This is a genomic window from Nonomuraea purpurea, assembly GCF_042650645.1.
GTDB classification, from domain to species: domain Bacteria; phylum Actinomycetota; class Actinomycetes; order Streptosporangiales; family Streptosporangiaceae; genus Nonomuraea; species Nonomuraea purpurea.
The window spans coordinates 205627-222304 of the sequence record NZ_JBHSBI010000006.1; the positions used below are offsets into that span (position 1 = coordinate 205627).

The following is a 16678-nucleotide window of genomic DNA, read 5'->3' on the forward strand; positions in this document are numbered from 1 at the left end:
GAGAGCCCTCCGGCCGGGTCCACGGCCGCTCTCCCCCATCTTTGAACCCATGCGGGACTCGCCCCCGACGTTCGGGTCGGTCCGTCAAGGGCGCGGGTCCTTGCGAGTCGAGCCTGTCCATAGGCGTGCCGCACGAGAGGCGTGGGCCCACCCCCGTGCAACAGTTGAAAAGAAGCCGCTGTCCCTCGGCGATCAGCCGCTCGATCACCCCTCGTAGTTGAGCGGCGGTGGCGTCGTCGGCCGGCCCCCAGACGAGCCCGCCACATCCGCCGACATCTTCGAGATCCCAGCAGAGCGCCTCGACCGCTCGCCGCTCACGTCCAAAGCAGGCCACCACCCGCCCCATAACCCGCAATCAAGATCACCGTGTCGCACCACCCAGCCCGGAGCCGGCGTCGGCATGCCCAGCGACGCGAACTCCGACCTCCACCAGCGCCCTGACACCACCCGGGCCTTCCCGGACACCTGTTCCGCGGCTCCCAAACCAGGACGAACCTGATTCGGAGACCTCTGAAACAACAAGATCCCGCCTGATCGTGACGATCAGACGGGATCCCGTCAACTTCAGTCCAGCCGTTTCAAGAACGGCCCTGGGTGGAGATGAGGGGATTCGAACCCCTGACCCCTTCGATGCGAACGAAGTGCGCTACCGGACTGCGCTACATCCCCATGGACTTGACTAGATTAGCAAACTCCTGAGGGTCCTCGCGCCACCGTTTCAGTCACCCACTGCCCGCCTGGGCGGCTCCGCGTACTGGTCGAAGAGCACGTCCGCGTGGAGCGGCGCGAAATCGATGATCTCGGCCTCCGCCGCCTCGGCGGCCCGGCGCTGTTCGCGTGTCCGCCGCTGTCGCTCAGCGCGCGCCTGACGGACCCGTTCGCGGCGTTCTCCGTCCACCTGTACGGCGATGCGGAGAAACGCCATGTACGACAGCGTGACGACGACAGAGGGCGCCACCCCCCACCAGGGGATCATCTTCACCGCGGCCGTGATCACGGAGGCGATCACCAGCAGGGCGGTGAAGAAGAGCAGGCGGCGTCGGCGGGCCACGATGATGGCGCGGCGCCGGAGCCGGAACTGGCGGACGTCGACCTTCTCGGCCTCAGCCTGCGGCGCCCCGTCGTCCTCGTCGGAGTCGGAGGGGCCGAGATTGTCGAGATCGGGCAGTTGGTGCTCGCCGGTGTAATACTCTTCGAGTTCGGCCAGCTCGGCGAGGTTGGTCTTGTCCTTGCGCAGCCACATCGGGATAAGGACACACAGCCACATCACCACGATGGCCAGATAGAGGAGGACGCTGCTCACGACCACCTCCGGGCAGCATGAAGACGCAGGTGTCTTCGTTGCGTCTTCAATGTGCTCACGTCACGCACCGTAAGACCGCGTGTCACTAATTGACGAGCATTCGGTGCGGTGTGTCGCGAGATCGTCAAACCTCTTCGACAGGAGACCCGCCGTGAGCGGCTGACTCACGTGCACGACGCCATTGCACGAGCAGCCCGCCAGGAACGTCCTCAACGGTCAGCGCGTAGCAAATGTGGTCGCGCCAGGCTCCGTCGATGTGGAGTTGCCGACGCCGAATGCCTTCTTCCCTGAATCCGAGCTTCTCAACCACTCTACGGCTGGCTTGGTTCTCGGGGCGGATGTTCGCCTCCAGCCGATGCAATCCGGTGGTGAAAAAGCAGTGGTCGACGGCCATGGCCAGAGCCGTGGGGGTGATGCCCCGCCCGGCGAGCGCCCCGTCGACCCAGTAGCCGACCTGCGCGGAACGGGCAGATCCCCACACGATTGCCCCAATCGTCAGCTGCCCCGCGAACCGCCCCTCGTACGTCACCACCCACGGCAACGCCAGCCCCTGCCGAGCCTCGCGCCGCAGCGTGCCCACCATGGAGATGTAGGGTCCGAGCCCGGTCCTGAACAGCGGCGTTTCAGGATTGCTCGGCTCCCAGGGACGCAGCCAGTTGGCATTGCGCAAACGGGTCTCACGCCACACACGTACGTCACTCAGCCGCAGCGGCCGGAGGCCGACCGGGCCTTCGTTGAGGGTCGCCGGCCAGCCGCGAAGTCGATCCACACCTCTCATCATCCCCCTATCGGGCGCGATGTCGCCACGGGTCATTGAATCGAGGTCAGCGCGGGTGATCTCCCCCTCGGATCTGGTCGACCGCGTGCCGCAGAATCGGAGCGAGTACGGCGACCCCATCTCGTACGCCGCCAGATGATCCAGGCAAATTAATGATCAAGGTCTTGCCCGCTTGTCCCGCAAGCCCACGGGACAGGACGGAAGCGGGGACCTTTTCCCGATTCGCCAGCCGAATAGCCTCGGCGATACCCGGAATTTCCCGGGAAATTACCCGCGATGTCATCTCCGGCGTCAGATCCGTGGGCGTCAACCCGGTCCCCCCGGTCGTCACGATGACGTCGTAACCGCCCGCCAGCCCATCACGCAGCGCCACCTCGACGGCCTCGCCGTCGGGCACCACAACGGGTCCGTCGACGACGTCGCAACCCGCCTCGTCACGCAGCAACTCGGCCAGCAATGGCCCGGATTTATCCGCATATATCCCAGCTGCCGCGCGATTGGAGGCCGTGATCACCAGTGCCCGGATCATGCTGAATCCCGCGTCCACCGCCCGGTCTTCCCGCCCAGCTTCTCCTCCACCCGCACATCGGTGATCACCGCACCGGGATCGACCGCCTTGACCATGTCGATCAGGGCCAGCGCCGCCACCGAGACCGCCGTGAGCGCCTCCATCTCCACGCCCGTACGGTCGGCCGTCTTCACCCGGCACGTGATCGCCACGCCCCAGTCCTCGACGTCCAGCGTGACCTTCACCCCGTGCAACGCGATCGGATGGCAGAGCGGAATGAGATCGGGCGTACGTTTCGCCCCCATGATCCCGGCGATCCGCGCCACCCCCAGCGCGTCGCCCTTGGGCACCTCGCCGGACCGCAGCAGCGCCACCGTCTCCGCCGACAGCAGCACCCGCCCGGTGGCGGTCGCGGAGCGGGCCGAGACGTCCTTGGCGGAGACGTCCACCATGCGAGCAGCACCGGTCTCGTCGATATGGGTCAACTCACTCAAAGCCGGATCACCTCCACGGAAGCCCCCTCGGCCACCTCGATGACGTCCTCCGGCACCACGATCAGCGCGTTCGCCATGGCCAGAGCGGCGAGCTGATGAGAGCCCTGCCCGTGCACCGGCTCGATCGTGCCGTCGGGGGCCAGCACCCCGCGCAGGTACGACCGCCGCCCCTCGGGCGAGCGCAGATGCCTGGTGACGCGTGCGGTGACCGTTTCCTGCGTGCTCTCGGGCAGTCCGCGCATCTTGTCGAGCGCCGGACGTACGAACAGCATGAACGACACGAAGGACGACACCGGATTCCCGGGAAGCGCGAAGATCGGCACCCGATCGTCCCCCAGGACGCCGAACCCCTGCGGCATCCCCGGCTGCATCGCCACCTTCTCAAAACGAACCGTGCCAAGCGGCGACAGAGCCTCCTTGACCGGCTCATAAGCCCCCATGGACACGCCGCCGCTGGTGATGATCGCGTCGGCACGTACCAGATGGGTGTCGAGCCGATCGAGCAGTACGCTCGGATCATCCCCGACCGACCCCGCGCGGAACCCGTCGCCACCCGCCTCGCGGACGGCGGCCGTCAGGGTGAAGCTGTTGGAATCCCAGATCTGCCCTGGAACCAGCGTCAGGCCCGGTTCGACCAGTTCCGCGCCCGTGGAGATGACGACGACCCTGGGCCGGGGCCGGGCCAGCACGCGCCGCCGTCCCACCCCGGCGATGATCCCGAGCTGCGCGGGCCCGATCACCGTGCCCGCTTCGAGCACGACATCGCCGGCCTGCACGTCCTCGCCGGCCCGGCGGATCGCGTTCCCGGCCGTGACGGGACGATCGATCCGCACGGAGACCGTCCCACCGTCGGTCCACTCCACCGGCACCACGGCGTCGGCGCCCGTGGGCATCGGCGCCCCGGTCATGATCCGCACGGTATGCCCTGGCCCCACGGCCAGCGGCTCCACGGACCCGGCCGCGATGTCGTCGATCACCGGCAACGTAACCGGAATATCCGAAATATCGGCAGAACGAACGGCGTAGCCGTCCATAGCCGAGTTGTCGAACGGTGGCAACGGCACCGGCGAGGTGATCTCCTCGGCCAGCGTCGTCCCCAACGCCTGCTCCAGCTCCAGCTCCAGCGGCGCCAGCGGACGCACAGTGGCCAGGATGTCGGCCAGGTGCGCGTCAACCGATTTCATCGAGGAACTCCCGCAGCCATGGCACGAAATCCGGCGCCAGATCTTCCCGATCAGCGGCGAATTTCACCACCGTCCGCAAATAGTCAAGCTTGTCACCGGTGTCGTAACGCCGCCCCCTGAACAGCACCCCGTGCACCGGCCCGCCCTCCTCCGAGCCGCGCCCGGCGAGCGTGCGCAGCGCGTCGGTGAGCTGGATCTCGCCGCCGCGCCCCGGCGGCGTGTTCTCCAGCACCTCGAACACCGCGGGATCGATCACATAACGCCCGATGATCGCCCAATTGGACGGCGCCTCGTCGACCGGCGGCTTCTCCACCAGGTCCGTCACCCGCACGACGTCGTCCTCGGAGGTCGCCTCGATGGTCGCCACACCGTACAGCGAGACCTGCTCCCTGGGCACCTCCATCAGCGCGATCACGCTTCCGCCGAACGTCGCACGCACCTCGATCATGCGTTTGAGCAGTTGGTCGCGGTGGTCGATCAGGTCGTCGCCGAGCAGGCAGGCGAACGGGTGGTCGCCGACATGATGCTTGGCGCACAGCACCGCGTGGCCGAGCCCCTTGGGCTCGCCCTGCCGTACGTAATGAAGCGTCGCCAGCGACGCCGGCTCGCGAACCTGGGACAACCGCTGCTCGTCGCCCTTGGCCTCAAGGGCCTCCTCCAGCTCGAACGCGCGGTCAAAATGGTCTTCAATGGACCGCTTGTTCTTGCCGGTGACCATCAGCACGTCGAGGAGCCCAGCGAAGGCTGCCTCCTCGACGACATACTGGATCGCGGGCTTGTCGACGATGGGCAACATCTCCTTCGGTGTCGCCTTGGTCGCCGGGAGAAACCGGGTGCCCAGACCCGCGGCGGGCACGACGGCTTTCGTCACAGGGTCGAAGTCAGCCATGAGTAGACCCTAGTGGAGGGACCTGTGGACAAGCTGAACCTGCGTCGCGAGGTGAGCGCGGCGCGCGCCTCCCTCTCCCCCGAACAACTCCGGTCAAACGCCATCAAGGTCCGCGAAACTCTGCTCGACCAGCCGTGGGTTCAGATGGCCGGTTTGGTGGCCTGCTACTGGTCAACGGGGTCAGAGCCGGACACGCACGGGCTCGTGTTCGCTCTCTGGAAACATGGAGCCACCGTTATCTTGCCCGTGCTGCTTGAGAACAATGACCTGGATTGGGCAGTGTACGACGGGCCAGGAACGCTCGCCCCCGGCCGTTTCGGCATCATGGAACCCGTCGACACCCGCCGAGGCGTCGACGCGGTCCGCACCGCCGCCCTGGTGATCGTGCCCGCGCTGGCGGTGGACAGGCGGACCGGTATGCGCCTCGGCCGCGGCGGCGGCTCGTACGATCGTGCCTTGGCCAGAGTCGGCCCGAACGTCCCCACGGTGGCCCTGCTGCACGACGGCGAGTTGATCGACGGCATCCCCACGGAGCCGCACGACCGTCAGGTGCGTTATGCGATGACACCTCAGGGACTCACTAGGCTTATGTGAACGCACGTACAAGAGGGGGCCAGATGACGCTTGATGTCTGGCTCCTTCTTGGTGCCGTGATCGTCATCGCGGCCATCGTGTCCGTACGCATCGCGCATCGCAGCGGTCTGCCCAGCCTCCTCCTGTTCCTGGGCTTCGGCCTGATTCTGGGGGATTTCGGGTTCGGCATCCCCTTCGAGAACCCTCACCTGGCCCAGCAGATCGGACTGACGGCGCTGGCGATGATCCTGGCCGAGGGCGGTCTCACCACGAACTGGTCGCATGTGCGGCGTTCCGTCCCCCTCGCCCTGATCCTTGCAACCGTGGGCGTGACGATCAGCATCGTCGTGCTGGCCCTGGCCGTCCAGGCGATCCTGGGAATCGGCTGGTCCACGGCGCTGATCCTCGGCGCGGTGCTCGCCTCGACCGACGCCGCCGCCGTGTTCTCCGTACTGCGCCGGTTGCCGCTGCCGCCGCGGCTGGCGGGCGTTCTGGAGGCGGAGTCGGGCTTCAACGACGCGCCCACGGTGATCGCCGTGATGCTGCTCAGCGGCGCGTCGCAGGCGCCGGCGACCGTGGGAACGTTCCTGCTGGAGACCTCGGTCGAACTGATCATCGGCGCCGCCGTGGGCCTCGCCGTCGGCCCCGCCGGCGCGTACGCGCTGCGCCGCGTCGCCCTGCCCGCCTCCGGCCTCTACCCCCTCGCCGTCCTGGCCCTCACCTTCGTCTCGTACGGCGGCGCCGTGCTGCTGCACGGATCCGGCTTCCTGGCCGTCTACCTCACGGCGTTGATCCTGGGCAATTCACGCCTTCCGCACCGGGCCGCGACCAGGGGGTTCGCGGAGGGCGCAGCGTGGCTGGCGCAGATCGGACTGTTCGTCATGCTGGGCATGCTGGCCAGCCAGGAGGCGATGCCGTCGGCGATCGTCCCCGGCCTGATCACCGGAACTGTCCTGGTGCTCCTGGCACGGCCGCTGTCGGTGCTGGCCAGTTCGCTGATCTCCTGGGCCATGCGGCTGGGCATGGTGAGCTGGCGGGAGCAGGCGTTCCTGTCATGGGCCGGGCTGCGCGGAGCGATCCCCATCGTGCTCGCGACCATTCCCTGGGCGGCCGGGGTCGAGGGCTCCGAGAACATCTTCAACCAGGTCTTCGTGATCGTCGTCGTGTTCACCCTGCTCCAGGGGCCGACGCTGCCCTTCGCGGCCCGTGTCCTCGGTGTGGGCGCGCCCGCCGAGGCCCACGACCTCTCCGTGGAGTCGGCGCCTCTCGAAGAGCTGAAAGCCGACCTCCTTCAGGTCAAGGTCCCGCCCGGCTCGCTCCTGCACGGCGTGGAGGTCTTCGAGCTCCGATTGCCCTCCGGGGCCGCGGTGACCCTCGTCGTACGCGACGGCAAATCCTTCGTCCCCGGCAGCACCACCAGGATCAGGGTGAACGACCAGCTCCTGCTGGTCACCACCGCAGCCTGCCGCGACCAGGTCGAACGCCGCCTCCGCGCCGTGAGCCGCAGCGGCAAGCTGGCCGGATGGTACGGCGAGCGGGGACTGGAATAGCCGTTTGACCTAATCGGTTACCATTAGCAGTCGCATCGCTCGAGTGCCAGAGCAAGAAGGAGGAGCGCGTGCCGACCTACCAGTACGCCTGCAACGACTGCGGTGAGCAGCTCGAAGTCGTCCAGAAGTTCACCGACGATGCGCTGACGGTCTGCCCGGGCTGCCAGGGCAACCTGCGCAAGGTGTTCTCCGCCGTCGGCATCGTGTTCAAGGGCTCGGGGTTCTACAAGACCGACAACCGGTCCTCCTCGACGGCTCCCGCCGCGTCCCCTTCGGCTTCGGCTTCGTCGAAGCCCGCCGAGGGCAAGTCGTCCGACTCCGGCAGTTCGACCACCCCGGCCGCGGCCCCAGCTCCCGCGGCCGCCCCCAACTGACTTTCCGCACGTTCGAACCGTGGCGGCGGCGTGCACCGCTGATCGCGGTGCCGCCTCCCGTCGGCGCCACGGCCGCTTCCTTGCCCGGAGCGCCTGCCGTGGGCGGCGCTTCAGCACCCCGTTCGCGCCCTGAACCCAGTCGCCTGGTCATCCACAGAACCGCGTTCGGCCCACCACACTTATCCACAGAACCGCGTTCTGCCCCCTTGGCCGCCCCGCCGATCCGGCTACCCTCTCGGCCATGGTCACTCGCGCAGACATCGGCGTCCTCGGCGGCTCGGGCTTCTACTCCCTGCTCGACGACGCGGAAGAGATCGAACTCGACACCCCTTACGGCCCCCCGAGCGACGTCGTCACGGTCGGGCACATCGGCTCGCGTTCCGTCGCATTCATCCCCAGACACGGGCGAGACCACCGTTTCCCGCCCCACCGCATCCCCTACCGCGCCAACCTCTGGGCGCTGCGCAAGCTCGGCGTCCGCCAGGTGCTCGCGCCGAGCGCCGTAGGGTCCCTCAGAGCCGAGTACGGCCCCGGCGCCATGGTCATCCCCGACCAACTGGTAGACCGCACCTCAGGCCGCGTGCAGACCTACTATGACGCCGACCGCGCGATCCACGTCTCCTTCGCCGACCCCTACTGCCCGTCAGGCCGATCCGCGGCCGTGGAGACCGCCAGAAAGGGCGGCTGGGAGACCGTCGACGGCGGCACCCTGGTGGTCATCGAGGGCCCGCGCTTCTCCACGCGGGCGGAGTCACAGTGGTATGCGGGCAACGGCTGGTCGATCGTCGGCATGACCGGCTTCCCCGAGGCGATCCTGGCCAGAGAGCTGGCCCTCTGCTACACCTCGCTCTCCCTCGTGACCGACCACGACGCCGGAGTGGAGGCCGGCCAGGGCGTCACGCACGACGAGGTCCTGGAGTTCTTCGCCCAGAACGTCACCCGCATGCGCACTCTGGTGTCCGACACCGTCCAGGCGCTTCCGGACAAGCGCACCTGCCCCTGTGTCTCGGCCCTCGACGGATTCTCCCTAGAGCTACCGTGATCAAGTCCTGGTTGAGCCGCTACGCCCGTCGCCGCCGCCTCCTGGCGGCGGCCCTGGCCGCCCTGGCCGTCATATCCACCTTTTTCGCCATCCGCCCAGCCACCCCCGTCACCACGGCCCTGGTGGCGACCCGCGACCTGTCCCCCGGCCCTCTCCGCCCGGGAGACCTGCGCGCCGTCCCGCTCAACCACCCACCGGCAGGAGCGGTACGCACCACCGCGTCCGGCCAGATCCTGGCCACCCCCATGCGCAAGGGAGAGCCGTTGACAGACGTCCGCCTGCTCCGCACGTTCCCCTTGTCACCGGGCCTGGTCGCCACACCCGTGCGCATATCCGACCCGGCGGCCGCCGCTCTGCTCTCCCCCGGCTCCACGATCAGCGTCCTGGCCACGATGAGCGAGGGCAACCCCATGGCGGCCCACCCCGTCGCAGAGGGCGTGACGGTCATCACCATCCCCGCATCCACCAGGCAGTCCACGACCGGCAACGAACGCGGTGCCCTGGTCGTCCTGGGAACGACCCCGGCCCAAGCCGCGGCCCTGGCTGCCGCCCAAGCCCACGGCCACCTGGCGATCACCATAGAAACTAACCAACAGTAAAGGCTCAGCTACGATGCCTCTCCATGAACGGATTCAAGAAGTTCCTCATGCAGGGAAACGTCATCGATCTGGCCGTGGCGGTCGTCATCGGCGCGGCCTTCAACGCGATCGTGCAGTCGTTCGTGGCCGACCTGCTCACTCCACTCATCTCGGCGTTCGGCGGCCTGCCCGACTTCTCCTCGCTCAAGGTCACCATCGGCCAGTCCAACTTCATGTACGGCAACTTCATCAACGCGGTCGTCTCGTTCCTGATGGTCGCCGCGGTGGTCTACTTCCTGGTGGTCAAGCCGTACACACACTTCAGGGAACGCAACGCCGCCAAGGTCGAGTCGACCACCCGCGACTGCCCTGAATGCCTGTCGGAAATCCCCAAGGCCGCCTCCCGCTGCGCCTTCTGCAGCGCCGAGGTGGGAGTGGCAGCCTAGAGCACTTCGATCTTGGGGTCGTACTCCCAATGCCACGGCTCGAACGGGCTGCTGTAGGCCCAGGACGGATGGAACCATCCATACCTCTTGGAGTTCTTCTCCATCCACACGAACTCCGCCGACCCCGAACGCTCAACCCCACCACACAGGTCCACAGCCAGCCCGAGCCCGTGATTGCTCCGCCCCGGCACAGCCGCGAATCCCGGCCGCCGGTAGTAAACCGACTGCTGCGCGGCGAGATTGCGATAAGCATCGGTAACGCACATCGACTTCCCGAACCGCTTGCGATAGGCCTCGTTCAGACTCACGAACGCGATCGTGGCGTCGGCCCTCAGGCTGAAGCCCTTCTGCTGCAACGGACAGAGCATGCTCTTCGGAATGAGCCCGTTGGGATAGTCGTCGGCCGTCGCCGCCCGTAGCGGGTTGCACCCCAGCGCAGCCCGCCCGACCTTGTCAATCTTGATGCCCAGCTTCACCAGCGCCGCCGTCAACGACTTCACGATCTTGTCAGACCGCTGCCGCAACGTATCGACCTCGGCGGCGAGCTGCGCCTCGGCCAGCAGATTCCCAGCCCGAAGCTCCTGCGCCTCGGCGGCCAGCCGCTGGGTCTCCTTGTAGAGCTTGGAGGTCTGCTCTACAGCCTGCTGCCGTACGACCACCATCTGGGTCGCATCAGACATGGCCCGCAGCGTCCCCTGGTCCGCGTCCTCAGTCAGGAACAGCATGATGTTGTCGGACGACCCGAGCGGTTGTGCGTACAACAACTCCACCATCTGCGACACCGGCTGCCGAATGACCGCGAGGCGCTGCTCCATCTCCTGCAGCGCCGCCAGCTTCGTCTTGAGCTCTTTCTCGGAGGCCTCCATGGTCTCCTGCCGCTTCTTAAGGGCGTTGGAGGCCGCCTCCAGCTCCTTGGCCGACCGCTCAGCTTCCTTCCGCAGTTCACTCAGACTGGACGGATCCCGCTGCTCCTGCACCTGCAGCCGCGTGGCCACCTTGGCCTGTACCGGCGCGAGGGGCACAAAAAAAGAAGCCACCGCCAAAACAACCGCGATCAGACCCGCTGATCGAGGGGCAGGCACGTTCGACTCCTCCGTATGCAAACTCGTTACCCAGGTCAGGCACGCACGTTACTACAGCCTCCGGAGTGTCCGGACCGAACTCGAGAGAGCCGTTATGAGACATAAAACCCACTTTGCGCGACCACCCCCGCGACCAGCCAAATCCCACCCACCCATCGCCACCTGGAGCTCCAGATCAGCCCGGCTCAAAGTCCAAGCAACAACCCCTCCCCAGCACCCTGCCCCTCCTCCCCTGTGGCCTCTTCCCGGTCCCGGCACAACTCCCCCAACCAGGTCCCCTCCCACTCCCCCGCACACGCCTCCCGAGTGGGCACAGGAGCCGGCGTAAAGGGCTTCTCAACCTCCGAAACACCCCCGGTGCCCTCCTCCTTCAGATCCACCACAGGAGCCTGAGACACCTCCCGAACCGGAGCAGGAACACTCCCCTCATAAACCCGATCCGGCCGCGCCGGCGCCGGCACCAACACCGGCTCAAACCCCCAAGCCGCCCGAGCAACACCCCCACCTGTCACCCGAGCAACACCCCCAAACGCCCCAATCCCTCCCATCTCCCCGGCCAACAACCCCCCGGCAAGAATCGCCGGGGCCAACAACGCCCCGAACAACACAACGGGCCGCCGCCGCACCTGCCTGCATCGCCTCCTGGTCACACGCAGACGCTACCGACGTACGACGCGCAAAAATCTGATCACTTGTCATGGCTTTACCGCAGCTCAGAGCAGCCATAACCCACCCCACCAAACTCACCCCGGCCCCATGTCCCACGCAGTGCCAGACTTTCGCTAGGCTTACAGGAGTCCGCCTCCGTAGCTCAGGGGATAGAGCACCGCTCTCCTAAAGCGGGTGCCGCAGGTTCGAATCCTGCCGGGGGCACCAGGTCCGACCAGCAGCAAAGCGCCCTTGACCAGCGGAAACGCGAGCTAAGGGCTTTCTATGTGTCCGGTGGTGTCTGGCCGTCTCTGATCATCTCCGGCTGATCCTTCCCAATGCCTTCCCGTGCAGGCGTGCATCGTCGAAGCGCTGGCCCCTAGGGTGCGTGCTGCTGTCGGAGATCAAACTGGAGGTCGTGCGGGTGATCGGTTCCCCCCAGGGGGCGACCCACACTCTTACGCACCCGTCGCTGAGCCAGCTCACGGAGCGCGTCGGCGGCCGGTGGTCACAGGCGCGAGCCGGTGAGCGGCCCGCACCACTGCGGCCCTGTGGGCCCCGTCGGTGCACCCCACCGCCAACTCCACCCTCCGTGTGTGCTCTTCCTCCCGGCGCACAGCCGTCCGGTACGCGAACCAGCAGCGGGCCACCCCAGCGACCGGAGCGACGATCAAACCCGCGACCCACAACGCCGGATAAGCGGCGAACAACGTCTCCACGACACTCTCCTGACGGACCTCGGAAGCCTCACCGAACAGTTCTCAGCCTGTGCTCGCAGCAGGGTTTCCCGCTAGCGTGGGAAAACGCCTATAAATTCACTGCCGTCTTAAGTCACCGCCGTTTATAAGGATGCTGGATGCGAACAGGAAGGCCTCCATCGGCCGAGCGCAAGCGGTATCCCGAACTCGAGCCGATCGCCGACTGGTTCGTGCAGGCGATCGACGAGTTCGGGCACGGGTCTATCCGACGCACGGCCGAGATGACCGGTCTGTCGCAGCGGTCCTTGTACGACGCGGTCAACGCCGAACGAATGCTGCCCCTGCGCCTCGTTCGAGCTCTGGCTGAAGGGCTTGGCCGTGATCCGGAAGAGATCACCCGGCTGTGGGGCGAGGCCAAACAGGAACGTGACAGAGCCGAGGAGGCGGAGCGCCGGCGCACCCACCCGAGCCTGACCAGTTGGGAGGACATTCCGCTGCCGACGCCAGCGCTGCGCGACCTCTTGGAGGCGCAGAACGGCATGTTCGACTGCCTGCCCTACTCACTCCTCGGGCTGGTGGAGCCGCCATTGTCGGCCATTTACGTGCAGCAGCACATTCGGCGCCACCTTTCCGCCGGTCCTGACACCGCTGGCGATGAGGCGGCAGCCCGGGAAGAAGGTGGGCTTCGGCCCGCGGCCGCGCATCATGAGGACGTCGCTGACGTTCCGGCGCGCACCCTCAAGAACGCCGCTCTAGACTTGCCTGCGGCGGACACGATCCTCTCGTTGTCGGACGCCCTGGCACGGTTCGACCACCTGTTGATCATCGGCGAGGCGGGTGCTGGAAAGTCGACCTTGGCGAACCACATGGTCCGATCGTTGTGTGGCGTCTGGCTCCGCCGGACCTCGTTCCTTGACGCACCGGTCGCCGAACCGGTGTTGCCCCTGCGCCTTTCCGCGTCCCTACTAGTTGTCGAGCAGGGATCGTGGAGTGAAAGGTTGCGCCGCGCAACCCTGAGTGCCCTCGGCGGCGGGCTCGTCGCCGATCCGCCAAGTACGTTGTTCGCCGGGCGGACGCAGGGAGCCCGCTGGCTCATCTTCGTGGATGGCATCGATGAGATAGCCGATCGGCGGCAACGCGCCGAACTCATCCGCACGCTGTCGTGGCACAGCCGCCGGGAGTCCGACTTCCGGCTCGTGGTCATGAGCCGCTCATTGCCGGGCGCGGAATTCGCACCACTTCTCGATGCCCGGGTCGGTGAGTTCGAGATCCGCCCCTTCAAACGGCCAGAGTTGGAGGACTACACGCGCAAGTGGTTCGACCAGCAACATACGCGAGTGCATAACCCGTCGGCGGCGGCGGATCGCTTCCTGCGCGAAGTTGTGGATGAGGGAGACCTGCAAGAGCTGGTACACAACCCGCTCATGGCCACCATGGCCTTGACGAATGCCACGCTGGAGCCGTCGTTGCCGCCTTCGTCAAGTCGGCTAGCCTTGTATGACAGCTTCTTGCAGCGATTGCGCAACCGCGCGACGCACAGCAGCGCAGACTTGTTTCCCTCGTGGCTCTCTAGTGTTGTGGACAGACTGGTCCGCCATCTGGCCCGGCAACGCACCGAGGGCGAGGAGGACTTGGTGGCGTCGGGCCGGACCTGGCTGCGGCAGCACTCGCAGGACCAGCTTCCGGCCGGGTGGGAAGCGGAGTTGCCCACCGCGCTGGGCGGCACGGGCCTGCTAGTAGTGGCCGGCGATCAAGTCCGCTTCCTGCACCAAAGCTTCGCCGAGTTTCTCGCGGCGGCTGAATACGCCAGAGAACTTCCGGTAGATGACTCGGGCTTGGAGCTCTGGATCAGGCGTGCGTGCGAGGGCACACAGAGGACCTTGGCGCTCTTCGTGCTGTGCCAATGGGCCGCGAGAGAAGAATCCGCATCGGACTTGCTGATCGACCGGCTTTTCGCCTATCCGTCACCCACGCGGACGCTGCTCGCCGGATCGCTGCTGACAGAAGGGCTAGAGGTTCGGACCGAGCAGGCAAACGAGGTCATCCAGCGACTCGTGGCCCTCGTCCGCGGTGACGACAACAACCTGTCTACCAAGGCTGCTGACGCGTTGTCCGCGCTAGACGTGGGATTCGACACCACGCCGGTTCTGAGGCAGCTCGTCGAAGCTTGCGAACTACCCGCAGACACGCGGTTTCACGTGCTGCGGGCGTACAGCCGGTTTGTCCCGCCCACCGTCGCCGGGCAACTGCTGACGGGGCTGCTGGAATCGCTGTACTCACTGTTGCCGAAGGCCGCGCTGCTCGCACAACAACTGGACGACGAGTCGAGGCGGGCAGTGCGGCAACGACTCAAGGACCTCGTCTGTGAACCGGACGCCGACGCGTGGGAAAGCGCCATAGCCGCCGAGGCTTACCTCGCGCTAGAAGCGACAGACGAGGTCGAACGTTGGGCTCGCGATGTGTTGGCAAGTCCTTGGTCTGGCCCGCACAACCTGCGCCGCGCGGCCGACGCCTGGCTCGCCTCCTCCCCCGCAAGCATAGCCGTGGCCGAGCTCGGCATGGCCCGACCGCCCACGGATCATGCAGGACGCCTAACCATCGCCCAGGCGTTAGAGCACGTCGGCGCGACAAGAGAGGCTTCGGCCCTGGTAAGGACAATTCTGGACGCCCGCGATAACACGATGCACGATCAAGTGCTGGCCGCGGAGATGTGGTTGAGGACCCATGGTTCCCATGCGGTCGAGCCGGTGCGGCAGCTGCTCGACTGGTATGAGTCCATTGGGGTCGAGGTGTGGCGCCGCAGCCGTCTGATACAGGTCATGATCGAAGCCGGAGCAGAGTACCCGACGGTGGAGTGGGCTCGAAGGCAACTGTCCGGGGAACAGGAGCTGCCACTTATCGCCGAAGAGGTAATCCAACTATGGATCGAGAACCACGCACCGGTCGATCTGGACGAAGTCATGTCGCTCATAGGCGACGGCATTCGGCTCCATCGCTATGGGCGTGCGGACGCTGCCGAGATTCTGCTGCAGGCGGGGTTCCCCGACAAGGCGCTCCAAGTGGCGGAGCTGGCGCTGCGATCGCCGTCGGCGCGGAGCGAGGACTACCGGATTGCAGCGAACGTCTTGATCAAAATCGACCGGAAGCGCACCATCGGCCTACTGACGGCGCAGTTCGCAAAGACCGGCATGAGTTCATGGGGTGCGGGGGTGCTTGACGCCCTCCGCACCGACGGCCAGCCGGACCTCGACGAATTGCGTCTCCGTATCGCCGACCACGTGCTAGGGCTCACTGACGCCGAGGGCTCGCACGTACAGCGGGCGCTCATCGAGATTCTCATCCTCCGCGGGCGCGACCGGTTTGACGCAGTCGTCGAACACGTCTGCCACTATCCCATACTGACCGGCGAGCAACTTTGCGAGCTGGCCAAGGCGCTGGCGGCGATCGGAGAGGCGGAGATGGCCACTACCATTTGGCGCTACGTACTCAGCGTCCGTGGCCGCGGCTCCGACGGATTCGGCATCGAACTACTCGAAGACATCGGCCAAGCTCTGACGTTCACGGTCGCGAAACAACTGGTCGAGGAGCAGTTGGCGGGCGAACCGACCCCTCACCAGCGGCGGCGGCTGGAACGCATGCTGGCCTGGCTCGCCACCTCTCCCGTACGCGCTTAGTACTACGGGGCGGTATGAAGGCTAGAGGTGATCGATTCTCCAGGGCATGCAATGGAGCAGCGTAAGACCTGAACCGGAACAGGGTGGGTCGGCCGAGCAACGTGTCCTGTCCTGCCTGAGCTTCTCTCTGAGGAGTTCTATCCGCTTGTCGAGTTCCCCACCCCAAGACGACACCACTACTCGGCGAGCGCGTCGACGATCCTTCGCTTGGCGTCCGCGTCTTGGCCAATGATGCATCTCGCGTAGATGCGCAGGAGCACATCGACGCTGTGTCCAGCCCACTCAGCAACCTGGGGCGCTGGAACTCCAGCGTTGAGCCAGGTGGAGACGCAGGCGTGGCGGAGGTCGTACGGCCGGGCCGCCAGTGGCGAGGCGAACTCCTTCTCCGTAAGGGCCTTCTTGCGGGCTGCCTTCCAGGCGCGGCGGTAGGTGATGAACGGGAGGTCGTCGGCCTTGACGCCGTAGAAGAGGCGGCCCTGAGGCCCTTTGTTGAAATCAGCGAGGTGGGCTCGCAGGATGCGCACCAGGGGCGGCGGTATGGGCACGGTTCGGGTGTGGCCGGCGGCTCGGTGTTTGAGGGCGCGTTCCTCTCGCGCCTGCCCTGTGTCGGTCCAGTCTCGGCCGGAGTATGGGGCGGCCTTCACTCGGCGCTGCGCATGAACTCGTCGTACCGTTGTTTCGCTGGGCTCGGCTTGGGCGCTACCAGCATCGCCAGGCCGAATCCGATCAGTAAGGCGGCAGCGGTGATCAGGAAGGTCCCTGCACCGCTCCAGGAAGCCCTCATCGTGCTCAGAGTCACTATGGAGACGCCTACGGCAACGACGATCAGCACCGCTCCCATCCACCGCGTCTGCATG

Annotated in this window: 16 protein-coding genes and 2 tRNA genes; 8 read left to right on the plus strand and 10 right to left on the minus strand. The window is 66.4% G+C overall.

Features of this window, described 5'->3' with window-relative positions; translation table 11 throughout:
* Positions 1 to 595 precede the first annotated feature (595 nt).
* From ACFOY2_RS14425 to galU, 7 genes are all read right to left on the minus strand, one after another.
* Positions 596 to 669: transfer RNA gene (locus tag ACFOY2_RS14425), tRNA-Ala, on the minus strand.
* Between the two features lie 49 nt (positions 670 to 718).
* Positions 719 to 1303: a divisome protein SepX/GlpR gene (gene sepX, locus ACFOY2_RS14430; RefSeq protein WP_379528491.1), complete on the minus strand. Its 585-nt coding sequence runs from the start codon at positions 1301 to 1303 to the stop codon at positions 719 to 721.
* Between the two features lie 124 nt (positions 1304 to 1427).
* Entirely contained in the window at positions 1428 to 2081 is a 654-nt protein-coding gene (locus ACFOY2_RS14435; RefSeq protein WP_379528686.1) for a GNAT family N-acetyltransferase, read from the minus strand.
* A gap of 46 nt (positions 2082 to 2127) precedes the next feature.
* Positions 2128 to 2610, minus strand: coding sequence for a MogA/MoaB family molybdenum cofactor biosynthesis protein (locus ACFOY2_RS14440; protein WP_379528492.1), 483 nt, complete (start codon positions 2608 to 2610; stop codon positions 2128 to 2130).
* Entirely contained in the window at positions 2607 to 3083 is a 477-nt protein-coding gene (moaC, locus tag ACFOY2_RS14445) for a cyclic pyranopterin monophosphate synthase MoaC (protein ID WP_379528493.1), read from the minus strand. The genes ACFOY2_RS14440 and moaC overlap by 4 nt, the downstream gene beginning before the upstream one ends.
* Positions 3080 to 4267: a molybdotransferase-like divisome protein Glp gene (glp, locus tag ACFOY2_RS14450; protein WP_379528494.1), complete on the minus strand. Its 1188-nt coding sequence runs from the start codon at positions 4265 to 4267 to the stop codon at positions 3080 to 3082. The genes moaC and glp overlap by 4 nt, the downstream gene beginning before the upstream one ends.
* Positions 4254 to 5156: a UTP--glucose-1-phosphate uridylyltransferase GalU gene (gene galU / locus ACFOY2_RS14455; protein ID WP_379528495.1), complete on the minus strand. Its 903-nt coding sequence runs from the start codon at positions 5154 to 5156 to the stop codon at positions 4254 to 4256. Before galU ends, glp begins: the two co-directional genes overlap by 14 nt.
* A 24-nt stretch (positions 5157 to 5180) precedes the next feature.
* Between galU and ACFOY2_RS14460 the strand changes: the two genes are divergently transcribed.
* The 6 genes from ACFOY2_RS14460 to mscL all read left to right on the plus strand — a co-directional run bounded on the left by ACFOY2_RS14460 (position 5181) and on the right by mscL (position 9719).
* Positions 5181 to 5750 (plus strand): 5-formyltetrahydrofolate cyclo-ligase, encoded by a 570-nt coding sequence (locus ACFOY2_RS14460; RefSeq protein WP_357825620.1) that lies wholly within the window; start codon positions 5181 to 5183, stop codon positions 5748 to 5750.
* A gap of 23 nt (positions 5751 to 5773) precedes the next feature.
* Positions 5774 to 7279, plus strand: a complete 1506-nt coding sequence (locus ACFOY2_RS14465; RefSeq protein ID WP_379528496.1) for a potassium/proton antiporter — start codon at positions 5774 to 5776, stop codon at positions 7277 to 7279.
* A 68-nt stretch (positions 7280 to 7347) separates the two neighbouring features.
* Positions 7348 to 7653 (plus strand): FmdB family zinc ribbon protein, encoded by a 306-nt coding sequence (locus tag ACFOY2_RS14470; RefSeq protein WP_379528497.1) that lies wholly within the window; start codon positions 7348 to 7350, stop codon positions 7651 to 7653.
* Between the two features lie 241 nt (positions 7654 to 7894).
* A complete protein-coding gene (locus tag ACFOY2_RS14475) occupies positions 7895 to 8695 on the plus strand; it encodes an S-methyl-5'-thioadenosine phosphorylase (RefSeq protein WP_379528498.1) in 801 nt (266 codons plus the stop codon).
* On the plus strand, positions 8692 to 9294 hold the full coding sequence (locus tag ACFOY2_RS14480) for an RcpC/CpaB family pilus assembly protein (protein ID WP_379528499.1): 603 nt from the start codon (positions 8692 to 8694) through the stop codon (positions 9292 to 9294). Before ACFOY2_RS14475 ends, ACFOY2_RS14480 begins: the two co-directional genes overlap by 4 nt.
* Positions 9295 to 9317: 23 nt before the next feature.
* Positions 9318 to 9719: a large conductance mechanosensitive channel protein MscL gene (gene mscL / locus ACFOY2_RS14485; RefSeq protein WP_379528500.1), complete on the plus strand. Its 402-nt coding sequence runs from the start codon at positions 9318 to 9320 to the stop codon at positions 9717 to 9719.
* Here the strand turns inward: mscL and ACFOY2_RS14490 are convergent.
* Positions 9716 to 10801, minus strand: a complete 1086-nt coding sequence (locus ACFOY2_RS14490) for a D-alanyl-D-alanine carboxypeptidase family protein (RefSeq protein ID WP_379528501.1) — start codon at positions 10799 to 10801, stop codon at positions 9716 to 9718. The two genes, mscL and ACFOY2_RS14490, sit on opposite strands and share 4 nt — an antisense overlap.
* 800 nt (positions 10802 to 11601) lie before the next feature.
* On the opposite strand from ACFOY2_RS14490, the gene ACFOY2_RS14495 reads away from it, so the two are divergent.
* Together ACFOY2_RS14495 and ACFOY2_RS14500 are read left to right on the plus strand one after the other, a co-directional pair.
* Positions 11602 to 11677 (plus strand) — tRNA-Arg (locus tag ACFOY2_RS14495).
* A gap of 628 nt (positions 11678 to 12305) precedes the next feature.
* The gene (locus ACFOY2_RS14500) at positions 12306 to 15821 is read left to right on the plus strand and encodes an NACHT domain-containing protein (RefSeq protein ID WP_379528502.1); all 3516 of its coding nucleotides are present in this window, start codon (positions 12306 to 12308) and stop codon (positions 15819 to 15821) included.
* Positions 15822 to 15997: 176 nt separating this feature from the next.
* Here the strand turns inward: ACFOY2_RS14500 and ACFOY2_RS14505 are convergent, their stop codons facing one another.
* Together ACFOY2_RS14505 and ACFOY2_RS14510 are read right to left on the minus strand one after the other, a co-directional pair.
* The gene (locus ACFOY2_RS14505; protein WP_379528503.1) at positions 15998 to 16465 is read right to left on the minus strand and encodes a tyrosine-type recombinase/integrase; all 468 of its coding nucleotides are present in this window, start codon (positions 16463 to 16465) and stop codon (positions 15998 to 16000) included.
* On the minus strand, positions 16462 to 16677 hold the full coding sequence (locus tag ACFOY2_RS14510) for a hypothetical protein (protein WP_379528504.1): 216 nt from the start codon (positions 16675 to 16677) through the stop codon (positions 16462 to 16464). The genes ACFOY2_RS14505 and ACFOY2_RS14510 overlap by 4 nt, the downstream gene beginning before the upstream one ends.
* Between the last annotated feature and the right edge of the window lies 1 nt (position 16678).

Excerpts from the sequence above, each read along its gene's own strand:
- ACFOY2_RS14435 (WP_379528686.1), bottom strand. The coding sequence starts at position 2,081 with ATGAGAGGTGTGGATCGACTTCGCGGCTGGCCGGCGACCCTCAACGAA.
- ACFOY2_RS14440 (WP_379528492.1), bottom strand. The coding sequence starts at position 2,610 with ATGATCCGGGCACTGGTGATCACGGCCTCCAATCGCGCGGCAGCTGGG.
- glp (WP_379528494.1), bottom strand. The coding sequence starts at position 4,267 with ATGAAATCGGTTGACGCGCACCTGGCCGACATCCTGGCCACTGTGCGT.
- galU (WP_379528495.1), bottom strand. The coding sequence starts at position 5,156 with ATGGCTGACTTCGACCCTGTGACGAAAGCCGTCGTGCCCGCCGCGGGT.
- ACFOY2_RS14465 (WP_379528496.1), top strand. The coding sequence starts at position 5,774 with ATGACGCTTGATGTCTGGCTCCTTCTTGGTGCCGTGATCGTCATCGCG.
- ACFOY2_RS14475 (WP_379528498.1), top strand. The coding sequence starts at position 7,895 with ATGGTCACTCGCGCAGACATCGGCGTCCTCGGCGGCTCGGGCTTCTAC.
- mscL (WP_379528500.1), top strand. The coding sequence starts at position 9,318 with ATGAACGGATTCAAGAAGTTCCTCATGCAGGGAAACGTCATCGATCTG.
- ACFOY2_RS14500 (WP_379528502.1), top strand. The coding sequence starts at position 12,306 with ATGCGAACAGGAAGGCCTCCATCGGCCGAGCGCAAGCGGTATCCCGAA.
- ACFOY2_RS14510 (WP_379528504.1), bottom strand. The coding sequence starts at position 16,677 with ATGCAGACGCGGTGGATGGGAGCGGTGCTGATCGTCGTTGCCGTAGGC.